3 protein-coding genes are annotated in these 14130 nt (G+C 45.9%); all 3 read right to left on the bottom strand.

What is annotated here, in order from left to right; translation table 11 throughout:
* On the bottom strand, positions 1-1830 hold a 1830-nt coding region (locus IH598_13425), incomplete at its 3' end, for a DUF11 domain-containing protein (protein MBE0639512.1).
* Between the two features lie 15 nt (positions 1831-1845).
* Positions 1846-3909: a tandem-95 repeat protein gene (locus IH598_13420; GenBank protein ID MBE0639511.1), complete on the bottom strand. Its 2064-nt coding sequence runs from the start codon at positions 3907-3909 to the stop codon at positions 1846-1848.
* Between the two features lie 192 nt (positions 3910-4101).
* The gene (locus IH598_13415) at positions 4102-14106 is read right to left on the bottom strand and encodes a DNRLRE domain-containing protein (protein ID MBE0639510.1); all 10005 of its coding nucleotides are present in this window, start codon (positions 14104-14106) and stop codon (positions 4102-4104) included.
* Positions 14107-14130 lie beyond the last annotated feature (24 nt).

Genomic DNA, 14130 nt, shown 5'->3' with positions numbered 1-14130 from the left:
GTCCGTAGCTGTTGGGGCAAGAGCAAGGGCGGTAGCTAAGCCGGCTGTGTTTTCACATGCAAGGTTAGCATCCAAAGCGCCAGCTATCTGATCCCAAACGGGCGCTACAATATCCGTGACAGTGATCGTCTGTACACAAGTTTCAGTATTTCCAGCCGCATCTATGATATACCAAGTCCTTGTCACAACAATTGGACAAACACCCACTCCCGAAGTTATCAGGTCAATGTATTGAACTGACGTAATCCCGCAGTTATCGCTGGCATCTCCATTGTTTGGCGAATTTTCAAATTCATTCTCTGATGAGTTGGCCAATGTTTCCGAGTATGCCGGACTTGTAATTACTAAAACGTTACAACCAATAAGTTCAAGCGTTACAGCACAAGTAGTTATTGCAGGATCAGTTGCGTCGTAAACAGGTGTGGTTATAGATGATTCATTGTTTAAAGGATTCGTATCATCTGTTGTAGTGGTTACCGAAGCTATATTGCTCACATCAGTGCACTGATTGATGCTTAATGTACCTTTGATATAATAGGTAACTGAAGCAGAAGGTTGCATCGAACCAATGGAAATAGAACCTAACCAATTGCTCCATGGCCCTAAAGGTGTTGTAGAATATTGAGGGGATGGAAATGGCAAATTATTAAGTAAATCGGTAAGCACAACGTTTTGAGCAACAGAAGGTCCTGCATTGTTGACAACCAATTTATATATCAGTTCGCCACCAGCAACCACTGATGTGGCCGGGGTTGTTTGGACGGTTTTTACAACTGATACGTCTGCTTGGTTTAAAATAGTTATCTGGTAATCCTCAACTTCACCCCAAGTTGTCTCAGGCTGTTCTGAAGCCAGGGAAAGAAAATTCCCAAATCTAAAGCGAGCAAAAGTTGGTGTAGAGGTGATGGCTGATAAAGGCACATTCACAGTTAAATTGATAGTACCTGAGATATTTCCTCCAGCGAATGCTGGTATGAATTGATTTGTTGAAATCCTTTCACCCTCATCCTCCTGAAAAACACCATTTCCATTCCAATCAATCCATGCATTCAGGAAACCGAATACTGAGCCTGGCACAACATTTACAAAATTATATGTGACGGGTATTATTACAGTTGAGCCCACGATAAGAGTCGGAAAATTAACCCCATCATCAAAATTGTCAGCATCTGCATTTGCAGAGGGTTGATAATTTGGTTCAGGATCAACCGCATTTCCTAAGTACATGTAATTCAAGTATTGCGTGTTTGCTGCATTCTTAAATAAATTAATCTCATGAAATACAGCTCCATAAGTTAATGGTGCATCCCCATAATCCCTGGCGCGCACATAAGTGTAAGAACTTACTGCATCATCGTTTGTTGTATTAAAGCCATTCGTATAGGATGGAGGCTGAACATTAACATTAAAACCATTCTGCGGAGTTCCGATGGAAGTATTCTCGGCTACCTTGTAGGCTATGGTAATATTACCCTGACTTGCACCCGGAATTTCCTGATTCTGAATGGCAAAATAGGTCCTTAAACCGGAATTGTATGTCCAGTCAAAATAGCCAAGCCATGTACCTCCAAGTGCAGCAATGGGATCAGCATTGTCCGGAACACCTTTCGACAAGGTGATGACCAGTCCCATTTCCTGATTTGTCACCAGATGCAATGGAGTGATTCCGGTATTACCGACATTAAAAGAAAGCGTCCCAGTTCCGTTAAATTCGGCTGGTAATAACGGCGCAGGGGCAACAATTCCCTGGTTTACATAAGGATTCCAGCTTTGTGCATTTGAAATTAGTGCTGAAATAAAAATAATAATTGTAAAAAGTCCCCTCCTCATAGTACAATGTTTTATTTAGTTTATAAAATAATCAAGCTTTTCCGCGTCTACGTTATTGTCAATGCGGATTTCACCACCACTTCCTTCAACAATTTGGGAAGTAATAGTGTAAATGCCAACGGTTTGTCCTGCATCCCACTTGGCGTTGAATCCAAAGTATGAAAATCCTCCGGCAGGAATCACTGCGGTGGTGGTGAAAATATGATATGTTGCATCGTCTGAATAACTCCAATCCGTATTATTAAGAGGGGTAGTTCCAAGCATTGGTAGGGTAGGATCATAAGGACCATCTAAAATCCAACGTGTGTCTTTCGGAATCCTGACAGTAATCAAACCATTGGTGTTAACATTATTCAATTCAGTAATCCTGACGGTAACGTAAAAATCAGTCGGTCCATTCATCACATTAGGCACAGCTGTGATAATTGGTGTAACATCAGGAAGTGGTGCTAACAGCAGGTAAACCGTCGCCTGATCACAAGCTTCAGGAGTACCATCATCGCAAACCTCGTACACAAACTGGTCGGGACCGTAATAGCCCGGTTCAGGCGTGTACACAAAGTCGCCCGCCAAGGTCACCGTAACTGTCCCATGTTGTGGCTGTACCAGGATCCCACTGAAGATCTGGTCGTCCCCTTCAGGATCGTAGTCATTATCCAAAATATTACCCAAAATCGGATCGTCCTGTGTGCCGATGTAACTGTCATCTACCGCAAACGTGTAGTTCTCACCAAACGGATTCGGGTAAATGTCGATCGTCACTATCGCTTCATCGCAATAAACCGGTGTGCCCAAATCGCATACCTGGTAAGTAAAGCTTACCTGGCCGACAAAGTCCGTGTCCGGATCAAAGGTGAAGGTACCGTCTGCGTTCAGCGTCAGCGTACCATTGGCATCTGCGCTCCCGCCGTCTACCAGCGTGACACTGGCCGGATCCAAATTGCCGTCCGGATCCCAGTCGTTCGGGATCACCGTCCCCAAAACAGGGGTGTTGATCAAACCCTGGTAGGCATCATTCACCGCTACCGGCGGATTGTTGTCCTCTGTGGGTATAGGAATCACCGTGATCGTTACCACCGCCTGGTCGCACAACGGCGGGGTGCCGTTGTCGCATATCTCGTATACAAAACTAACTACCCCTACAAAGTCCGTCTGCGGAGTGTACAGGTAACTGCCATCCGGATTGAGTACTAACGTCCCGCTCGACGGCGGTACTACCGGGGTTGTGTTGATCGTGACCGGATCGCCGTCCGGATCAAAATCATTCGTCAATACATTCCCCGGTACAGGCGTATTAATTAAGGTGTTGTTCACATCGTCCAACGCTACCGGCGGGCAATTGGTCTCAATGCAAACTGCCTGAACCGGTTCCCCGTATGGAGGATTACTAGTGCCTGGAAAATATTCCCAGTTAAATTGTTCAACTTGCTCGTCTGAAGGATAAGATTCAAGCAATGGATCAGGGTCAACCAATGTAATGACTACCCCATCACTTCCTATCAACCATCCTGAAGTCCCCTCTTCGTTAAGTTCCCACACAATACTTGGACAAAAGTCAGTGATCCCAATAAAGGAAGGATCTGAAACTTCAAAACAGATCGAAAATAATTTTGTCCAACCGGATGTGGAAATGTCAATGGCGTTTGCCGGGTTATCCAATTGAATAATCCCATTGATATACTCGGCTGGGCCTGAAAAATTAAACAGGGTCGGGCCAGATGATGCGCCGCCGGTGGTTTTAAGCGGAAATTCAGGAGGATTAGCTGATTGCACAAGTCCGCCCTGAAAATCTGAAAAACCAATCAATTCAAGGACATTATCATCATAAAAAAATCGGGCATTCATCCCAAACAATTGCTGTCCCTCTGTATCAGAATTAAACTCAACATCTAGACAATACGTTTGCGCCTGGCAATCAAATTCTGGGTTAGCAAAACGAACAGTAATTACAGGGTTTTGAGCCGATGCCTGAAGACCCATGATTAACAATGAAATCAGCATGATAGATACACTGATTCTTCTGTAAGAAAGTCTCACGAGGCCTGTAAAATTGCATAAAAAGCGTAAATTTCTTTCCATAAATATAGGGTTTTGTATGGTAATACTATGTAGAATTTTCAAATTCCATCAATTATTTCTCTGATACTGATAAAGGTATTAATGTGCAAAAATAGTATTCAATGACTAAGTGTTTAAAATATTTAAATAAATTATAGATTTTTAATAATTTGAACAGATTATCAAATGACCTGTCTGCTCAAATTTCTACAGTTAATTTCTTGGTACACTCGTAAATTTTCCATTGTTGAACTCCCACATTACGCGGTCATTAAAATTGTTATCTCCATTCATATTATAATCACTGTTGGAATATCGGCCAAATATACCATTGGCCTCCTCCCAAAAACTTCTATCATCAAAGGTGATGTCGGTATCTGATTGAGCATTGACCACTTGTCCGCCATTACCTCCATACATGGCATATTTACCAGATAAAATTTCCTTCTGACGGGCATAAAATCCAAACCCGAAAGGATCATTCAGGTAACTTTGTTGTATACGGAAATCATAAATGATCTTTCCATCAACAATTGCAACAGACTCATGAGACATTACAATCAGGTGATTTCGATGCTCAACAACCACCCAGTAACTTGTATTCATATTAACATCACAGCAAGCCGGGCCTCCTCCAACAAACTCAATTGTACCGTCTTTGTGCAACAAAGCAGCAGCCTGGCAAACCGGTCCGCCTGTTCCTGCAGGATTATCACGTAAGGAAACAAGCACCCAGTCAACAACTGTAGCTGGGTAATTTGCATCGCCATTCAATGGATCACCACCGGAATCATAGTATTCTCCTTCATTTCCATTGTAGCTCCATGGTGGAATATTATAAGGCTGACCTGGAGGAGAATAATATGTTCCATAGAAAAAGTCACTATACATTTGACCCGGTAGTACCTTCAAAAAATTCAAAGTGGTACGCATTGGTAACGTATATATTGATTGACCATCCGGTTTAATTGCAGAGCCTTCAAGATAAACATAGGCTTCAATTTCGACCAGCGGCGTGATTGTAAAAGTTGCTGTATGGATTGAAGTCTCAAAACAGTGATCATTTACCGTCCATGTTACTTCCACAGCGCCACCCTGGTAATTTGGTGCTGTCGGAATACCCGGGTTGGTGCCAAACGTCGGGGTACACCCGCCGCTGACACTGAAACCGCCTAACCATGAAGCAAACGCCTGGTCTGCAGCTTCCTGAGAAGTAAAACTACAAGGTGGAATAATTAGATCTTCCACTTCAGCAATAACAACACCTGGTGGTGGATTAATGGTATAGGTTGCCGAATATGTCGAACCGGGATAGCACTGATCGGCTATCGTCCAAGTAACTACCACACTGCCGCCGCAATAGTCAGGGGCTGTCGTGATGTCGGGTGTGGAGGTCGGTGTGCAGCCTCCACTCACTCCTGCCGTGAGAAGCCATGCATCAAAGTCTGCCTGGACTTCGGTCTGATCGGCAAAATCACAGGCATCAACGGTCTTGTCTTGAGCTTCAGTCACGGTGAGGGCTGATGGTGCAGTGACGGTATAGGTCGCTGAATAAGTTGAAGTAGCATAGCAGTGATCGGCTATCGTCCATGTGACCACCACACTGCCGCCGCAATAATCGGGGGCTGGCGTGATGTCGGGTGTGGAGGTCGGTGAACAGCCTCCACTCACTCCTGCCGTAAGAAGCCATGCTACAAAGTCTGCCTGGACTTCGGTCTGATCGGCAAAATCACAGGCATCAACGGTCTTGTTTTGAGCTTCAGTCACGATGAGGGCTGCCGTAGCTGTGACGGTATACGTCGCTGAATAGGTTGAAGGTGTATAACAGTGATCGGCTATCGTCCACGTGACTACCACGCTGCCACCGCAATAGTCGGGGGCTGTCGTGATGTCGGGTGTGGAGGTCGGTGAACAGCCTCCACTCACTCCTGCCGTAAGAAGCCATGCATCAAAGTCTGCCTGGACTGCTGTCTGATCGGTAAATTCACAGGAGTTGACAGTTTTATCCGTAGCTTCGGTCACTACGACGGCTGATGGTGCAGTGACAGTATAGGTCGCTGAATAAGTTGAAGTAGCATAGCAACGATCGGCTATCGTCCACGTGACTACCAAGCTGCCACCGCAATAGTCGGGGGCTGTCGTGATATCGGGTGTGGAGGTCGGTGAACAGCCTCCGCTCACTCCTGCCGTGAGAAGCCAGTCTGCAAAATCTGCATCGACCGCTGTCTGATCGGTAAATTCACAGGCGTTGACAGTTTTATCCGTAGCTTCGGTCACTAAGACGTCTGAAGGTGCAGTGACGGTATAGGCCGCCGAATAAGTCGAACCAGCATAGCACTGATCGGCTATCGTCCAAGTAACTACCACACTGCCGCCGCAATAATCGGGGGCTGTCGTGATATCGGGTGTGGAGGTCGGTGAACAACCTCCACTCACTCCTGCCGTGGCAAGCCAATCTGAAAAGTCTGCATCGACTGCTGTCTGATTGGCAAAAGCACAGGAAATAACGGTCTTGTCTGTAGCTTCGGTAATTATTAATCCAGGAGTTGCATCTACCGTGAATGTAGATGAACAAATATCGCTGCTGCAAGCATCTGAAGCGATAAAGTTGAACTCCAGATTTGCTCCAGAGCACTCAACATTTATTGGGAGGACAGGAATATCCGCCTTATTATCTGTGACATCACAACCGCCCGTAAAGGTGAATCCATCAATCCAGGTCAAATAGGCTGCCTGGATATCAACTAATGAAGTACATGAATTCAAAGCAATTGGTTGAGAGCAATCAACTTCTATTTGAGTTGCAACTGTCCAGTTGTAAGTAATGCTTACCTCGTCGGCCTGATTGCCGCAGACGTCGGTATAGTTCGCCCTCCACGTCTGGCTGAAACTGCAGCCTGTATTGGTCACTCCATCGGTGGTCACCGTTGGGGTGATCGTCCCCTCACAGTTGTCACTACCCGTGAAGACTGGTGCTGTGATCGTTGGATTACAACCAAAATATTGATTTGTAGCTGTAGTCGTAATTAATGGTTTCTCTGTATCAATAATTTCAAACATTTGTACACAACTGGAGCTATTTCCGGAAGGATCCTTCACCGTCCAGGTGCGGCTTACTATAATCGGGCACAAACCTGAAGTAACATCAATATAGGTCACAGTGACAATCCCGCAATTGTCTTCTGCTGTCCCTGGGAAATCATTAATATCAGACAAAACAACCAAAGTTTCACTGAATGAAAAACCTAAAATAGCATCAGTAGTGCACCCTTCGATGAAATCATCCCCGGTAAAATCCGGAGGGCATATTGAAATCACAGGGTTCTCGTGATCCTCCACATCCGTAATCACAGTAAATGTGTTGTTTCCAGGTGATTCATCATTTTCAGCATTAACGGTAACAGTATTACTTACGGGACTGCATTGATTGATGCTAACCACACCTTTAATATATAAGGTAAAACTTTGATTTTTGACCAGGCTATTCTCAAGCTGATAATTTCCTGGCCAGGTTTCAAAGGTTCCATCAAGTGTTAGCGCATAAAGTGGATTCGGGAAGGCAGTTATGATATCTGTAATAGTAATATTCCTTGCCAATGCAGGTCCATCATTGGTAACAACAATTCTGTAAATCAGCTCACCACCAGCATTTACCGGAGTTGTTTCAACAAATTTTTCAACCCTGATATCAGCAATTCCAGCAAAAACAGTTTCATCATCCTGACGAATAAATTCTTCATCATTGAAGGTAAAGGATGCAGTGGCAATATTATCAACCTGGCCGGACAATAAATCTTCTTCGGTTACAGTGTAGTATGTTGTAATTGATTCTGCATTGGGTGCTCCTGGCAAGAGACTAACTATAGTCTGTTCCAGGTTTGTGAGTGGGTCAGTTACCAATACATTAAATAATATTGCATTGCTGGTATTTGTAACAATAATTTCATATTCAAGAATGTCCCCGATATCGTTGTATTCACTAGCCAGGTTATCGCCATTGACAGCAGCGAGTTGCTTTTCAATAGTCAGGCAAACATTGAGGATGGTCACTTCTGCCGATACTGAACAACCTTGGCTGTCGGTCACTGTTACAGAATAAGTTCCTGCAGCAAGACCTGCAGCAGTCGGATCATTCAGATCGGGGTTATGGCTCCAAACGTACGTATAGGGTGCAAATCCGCCACTAAGTGTAACCGTTGCAGAACCATCTGAAGCACCGCATGATTCATGGGCAATGTTCATCTCGCTGAATTGAGCTGACATCTGTGAAACAGAGATGGTAAGCGTTGATGTGGCTGTCAATCCGTTAGGGTCTTCAATGAAATAGACCACACTAAATATACCGGTGTATTCTGCCGCCGGAGTATAGGTAAAGGTACCGTTAAAAACCAGCTCCCCTCCTATTTCTGAACCCCATTCTATTGATCCTTCTTCTGTTGATGGAAAAGTGACCGGCAGAAATACAAGATCGGAATTTTCGAAATCCGGATGTGCATCATGCAAAGCAACGGAATTGGTAAATGTTCCACACGTTTCATAATAGTATGGCTCGGCTACCGGAGGGTTGCATTCAGGAATGCCAACTGTGCCTGTGTATGTTGCTTCGCAACCATCGGCATCGGTCACGGTAACGGTGTAGGTTCCCACATCCAGTCCGGCGATGAATGAAGTGGTCTGGCCTCCTGGCTCCCAAAGATAAGTGTAGGGTTCTACTCCGCCACTTACTATAGCATAGGCCTCCCCATCTGCCACCAGACACGTCCGGTTGATCACCGTTACCATGCCTTCCATGTCCGGTGCAGTCTCAACCTCTATGCCTCCGAGGGTTGCTGTACAACCCAAAGCATCTTCCACAATCACAGTATAAGTACCGGCTGCAAGACCGGAAATATCCTTTGTGTCAGCAGTATAGCTGCCAGGGCCTGTCCAGCTGTAAGTAAAAGGTTCCACACCATTTTCTACAATAAGTTCAATTTCTCCTGTGTTGCCTTCACACCAGGAGGTATTACGAATAATTGCGTAAAGTTCTATTTCTTCTTCAGGTTCATTGATCTGGATGCTTGAAATTGCCGTGCATCCCTTGGCGTCGGTGACCTCAACCTGGTAAGTTCCTGCAGAGGCTGTCAGGAACGAAGAAACCGTGCCTTCTGACCATAAATAGCTGTAAGGAGGAGTACCTCCAACAGGATTCGCCTGTGCTTCCCCATCATCGCCCCCACGACAGGTCACATCCTTGATCAAATCCACCGTAACACTCAGCTGTGTGGGTTCCTGGACAGGGTCGGAAGTTAACACCGCTTCACAGCCGTTAAAATCTGTAACCGTCACGGTATAAGTTCCAACACTCAGGTCAGTAATATCTTCTGCACCAGCGGTAAAACCGTTTGGCCCTTCCCATGAATAGGTGTAGGGTGTAACTCCTCCGGTGACTGTCAGGTTGATGCTGCCATCGCTGCCGCCAAAACAGGAAACGTCGGAGTTCAGCATCGATAATTGAATCTGGCCGGGCTGGGTGATCGTGAAACCGGCAACTGCAACGCAATTCTCTGCATCGGTTACAGTTACGGTGTAAGTTCCGATGGTCAGACCTGATTGATTCTTTTCTGCAGGTTCAAGCCCGGTTCCAATATCGGTCGTCCAGGAATAGCTATATGCGGCAGTTCCGCCGGTTACGGTGATTTCGATTGCCCCGCTTGCTCCGCCAAAGCATACATTGTTGGTAACACTCCCCGATACGCTCATCAGGGGCGGCTGGTTCACAGTTGCACTGGTTTGTGCTGTACAGCCTTTGGCATCGGTTACAAGAATTGTGTATAAACCGGCAGGCAGGCCCATCAGGTCTTCTAAAACTGATCCATTCGACCAACTAAAAGTGTAAGGCTCTGTTCCGCCTTCCACTGTGATGTCAATGCTTCCATCCGACCCTCCGTAACAACTGACATCTACTTTCAGGGTTACCGAAACATCCAGCAGGGATGGTTCGGTCAGGGTAAAAATGGCTGTAGCGGTACAACCGTTGTCATCCACCACAGTGACGTCGTAATCACCTGCAGTAACCCCGCTAAGATCCTTGGTTGTCGCTCCGTTCGACCAACTGTAGGCAAAAGGGCTTGTTCCCCCTTCGATCGTCAGGGTGATCGCACCATCAGCTCCTTCAAAGCAACTGATATCTGTCGTCACTCCGCTGGCAACCAGTTCGTCCGGCTCAGTGACCTGAATATCCTCACTTTCGTAGGTACATCCTTTCGCGTCGGTGATGGTCACACTGTAGGTTCCGGCGACAAGCCCGGTAATGTCTTTCGAGGTGGCGCTGTTGGACCATACATAGTGATAAGGAGGTGTACCTCCGGAGACGCTCAGGATGATCTGTCCGTCAGAGCCGTCATTGCATCCCACATGTGTGGGAGTGGCAATTGCTGCAAGTGCTGCTGCAGGCTGTGTGATCGTGATCGTTGCTGATGCCGTGCACAAATTGTTATCCGTCACTGTGACCATATAAACACCAGCGGTAATAGCTGTAAGATCCTGCGTATCCCCGCCGAAAGGAGAACCATTTTTGGTCCAGGCGTAAGTAAATCCGGGCGTCCCACCATTGACAATCAGATTAATGCTACCGGTGCTTTCGCCAAAACAGGAAACATTTACCCTGGTATAGTCCAGCGTCAATGGATTGGGCTGGGTAACCTGGGCTGATGAAGCACTAATGCAACCATTGACATCGGTAACCACAACCGAGTAATTACCGGTAATGAGGCCTGAAATTGTGTGCGAAAGATCATTGGTCGTGTGCGACACCCCATTGCTCCAGGCATAGGTAAAAGGAGCCGTACCACCTGATGTTATTTTCGCGGTAACTGTTCCATCTGAACCTGATGAACAGGATACGGGTGTTGCAACTGCCGAGACTACCGGACCAGGTAAGTCAATAATAGTAAAAGTTTCCTCTGTGGTACATCCGGTATTCAGATCCGTGACCAAAACAGAATAATTGCCTGAAAGAAGGTTTTCAATATCCTGCGTGGTTGCTCCGGTATTCCAAAGGTAACTGTAGCTTCCTGTTTCGGGGTCAACTGAAAGGTTGATGGATCCTAATGCCTGACCGCAGGCTGCATTATTGATATTTGCAGCTGATACGGCTGGGGGAATTGAGACACTCACGGTAACGGAGGCCGTAGCAACGCATCCATCAGCATTGGTCACCTCCACGTAGTAATCACCACTCATTGCAGAGGTGGCATCGTAAATCACCGGATTGGCGCTGGTTGAAGTGAATCCGCCAGGGCCGGACCAGCTATAGCTGTCTCCACCGCTCGCATACAAAAACAAGTCGCCACCTTCACATACCGGATCGGCTGCCGCTTCAGCATCTACCGTGATGACATTTACCGGAATACATGTTTCTTCCGACGTTCCGCAAATGTTGTGGGCCACAACACACACCTTGTAGGAACCCACAGGAACACTACCCCAGTCAATGATAACCGATGGTAATGGTCCGGTCCCTCCGGCAGGATTGATGATTGCACTGTTGTAATAATTCGGCGGGGTTTCAAAATCGAGGATTGACCATTCATAGGAGGTAACATCCGGGTCAGGATCAACTGTCAAAATACTTTCATCATCGCTCTGACAAACAGTGAGGCCTTCGCAACCCTCCGGTGCTAACAAGGTGTAGGGAGCCGGAGTAAATGTACAACCTTTTGAATCGGTGACCGTGACGGTATAATCAGTATCTTCGGTGATATTGAGCCCTGTCCGGTTTTTCGGGTTCAAACTCCCCGGCAGATCTGCCCAGTCATAAGTGTAAGGCGGCGTTCCTCCGGTAACCGTCAGGGATATGCTCCCATCACCGAAACAGGTTGGCTGAACAATCGTCTCATCAACCTCAATCTGAGAAGGTTCGTTGATGGTGACATTCGTTGAGGTTTCACAATTATTGGCATCTTTTGCCCATATCGTATAGGTTCCAGTGGCCAGGCCGGTAAAACTGCTGTTGCTTCCATAGCTGCCATCATTCAGTTTATATTGGTAAGGGGGAGTGCCTCCTGAAGCAAATCCTGTAACAGATCCGTTGCTCTGGCCATAACAAACCACATTGCTTTTGTTTGCTGTTAACGAAAGGACCGGAGGCTCAATGATGGTTTGATCTCCTAAATTAACAACACAGTCAGTATTTGCTAAATCTCTAAGTTGAACCGTGTAGGTATCAGCACCCAAAACAGTGAAGTTATATGGAGCTTCCGGGGTGACAGCATACCAATCGGTATTGTTAATTGACGTTTGGTATGTACCGTAGCCACCCAGCGGTAAACTTACGGTGATTGTACCATCTTCCTCTCCGTTACAGGAAACATCAGTAGTTTCTACAGAAGCGCTTAAAACTTCCGGCTCGGTTATGGTTTGATCCCCTAAATTAACCACACAGTCAGTATTTGCGGCATCTCTCAGCCGCACTGTGTAAGGGGCAACACTCAAATCAGTAAAGATTTTTGGATTTTCCGCTGTTACTTCGAACCAATTGGCATTGTCGATAGATGTTTGATAAGTACCATAACCACCCAATGGTAAACTCACGGTGATTGTGCCGTCATCCTCTCCATTACAGGTAATATCGGTTTTCGTAACTGTGGCGCTCAAAACTTCCGGCTCAGTGATCGTATAATCGCCGAGACCAACCTCGCACTCGGTGGCATTTGCATCCCTGATCCATACTGTGTAAGTACCTGCCGATAGCTCTGAAAAAATACCGCTGCTTTGCCATGAGCCTTCATTCAGGCGATATGCATAAGATCCGCTCCCACCGGTCGGGGAACTCACAATTATTTCTCCATTATTTCCGCCGTTACAGTCCAAATCTGACTTGGTTACTTCACCGCTCAGAGGTATGGTATAGTTGATAATCAATTGAGGGCGGCTTGATGGTGTAGCATATTCTCTTGATGCGAAAATTTTCTCCCGGTTTATGGCCACTTCTGTTTCAAACTTTAACAACACCCCGTAATTATCTTCATTCCCCGACACCCACTGCTGGGCAAGTGATGTCAGATCCCAATCATAAACACCCTCTCCGGCAACTGAAGTTGTTGATTCAGGTGTGGAGTTGAAATCTCCGCCTGCGGTTGTCCAAGGGGTTCCGGTCATCCGGTCATTCCAGGTCACGTTCCCGCTGGCGCCACTGCAACTTCCTGAGCCTTCATCCCAAGCATTGGTCAACTGGTGAACGCTTATCGGGTGTGATTCAACATTCCCCCCTACTTTGGTCATTCTCAGGGTGGCTCCTGTAATCACTGCACTGGCAGGTATAGCGGACAGATCGAATTGTAAAAATATCCTGTTTTGATATAAACTGTTGAGGTAAATGACATTACAGGCTCCGAAATTCAAATCTGGAGTATAAGTCCATACATCTGCGTCTGCTGCTGATGTCAAATTCTCACCGTAAACCGGGTTGCAAGGATCACCTGCTTTAATGGCAACTCCGCTGATACTCCATGGTTTACTCCCTGTCCAGCTCCAGCTCATCGTTGTGGAAGTACCACTGAGAGCATCTGTTCTACTACCGGCTCCCCATGGCCCATCAGCACCTACCTGTGCATCAGTATCAATATTCCAAATTGAAGTCTGACCTGAAGTAACATTGCTAACATCCTTTGCTTTTTCGATTGCAAGAACCGCAAAAACCATATCTCCTTCTGAAGACTCAATGGTAGTATTACCTGATGATGCAGTCCCACTGCTGGAGTTGAAAGTCCCAAGCGGATTGTTCAGATCAACGCCGAAAAGTGTCATTACACCAACAACAACCCTATGTTCACCTCCTAATTTTTCGTGATTTACTGTGAGTAAATTAATCCCCTCATCAGGGTTTAGAAGATAATAAATGTATGTGTATGCATTGTTTGTTACCCTGCTTCCCAAAAGGGTCAAATCATCTCCATTATATGTAACACCGTAAACATCTCTCTCCCTTGAAGAAATTCCAACAATCATCAAACAGCTACTTCCATTCCCTGTCTCATGATCAACTGCAGTGGTGGTTGCATCTTTAGCACCAACCGCTGTTGATATTTCATCAACCGTTATTTGGCTGTAAACAGGATCATTTAATCCTAAAAGCAGGAGAATTAAAGTTGTTAAAAACAGAATCTTAGGTATTTTCATCAGATGACAGCCTGAAATTATTTCTATATTTTCACGACACATATAAATTCTTTTCATAATCGAGGTTTTTTGAGTAATAGG

This window comes from Bacteroidales bacterium (assembly GCA_014860585.1).
Taxonomy (GTDB): Bacteria; Bacteroidota; Bacteroidia; order Bacteroidales; family 4484-276; genus RZYY01.
This window is presented reverse-complemented; position numbering and strand designations above follow the sequence as displayed.

Bases quoted from the DNA above. Each gene is read 5' to 3' on its own strand.
- IH598_13420 (MBE0639511.1), bottom strand. From the start codon at position 3,909: ATGGAAAGAAATTTACGCTTTTTATGCAATTTTACAGGCCTCGTGAGA.
- IH598_13415 (MBE0639510.1), bottom strand. From the start codon at position 14,106: ATGAAAAGAATTTATATGTGTCGTGAAAATATAGAAATAATTTCAGGC.